Source organism: Clostridioides sp. ZZV14-6009, from assembly GCF_020658095.1.
Lineage (GTDB): Bacteria > Bacillota > Clostridia > Peptostreptococcales > Peptostreptococcaceae > Clostridioides.
The window spans coordinates 1-435 of the sequence record NZ_JAGWDG010000065.1 but is presented as its reverse complement, the minus strand read 5'-3'; the positions used below and the strand labels follow the sequence as shown (position 1 = coordinate 435).

The window sequence follows — 435 nt, the reverse complement described above, 5'->3', positions numbered from 1 at the left end:
TACATTTATGTCAATGATAAGATGGTACTTATTGGAACAGTTGAAAGAAAAATATACTAACATTAAAGCAACTTATGGTTATTTGACTAAAAATCATAGAATTGAACATGGTATAGAAAAAAGTCATTTTAATGATGCTTTTGCTATAGCTAAAGGTGTTAATCAAGTTAGAAATTTAGAAATATTTAAAGTTGAACAGTCAAGATTAAATAATAGAAGTCTTGAAAAATTCTATGATGCTAAATATATAGATAATAGAACTGGTGAGAAGGTTTCCGCAAGTGAACTTAATTGTGGAAGAAGGACTAGAAACAAGAATTTAAATTCTGAAAATCTTAGAGTGTTCAGAGGTCAGAAAATATCTAAAGGTCAAAGAAGAATAAGGAAGCAAAAATCATTGTATCAGCCAAATGACTTGATTAAATATGATGGAAA

At 27.6% G+C, this 435-nt stretch carries 1 pseudogene; it reads left to right on the top strand.

Annotated features, from left to right (window positions below):
* Positions 1-31: 31 nt before the first annotated feature.
* Positions 32-435, top strand: a pseudogene (locus KGF36_RS19915) (paclitaxel/taxanoid biosynthesis susceptibility protein TS1); the annotation flags it as partial.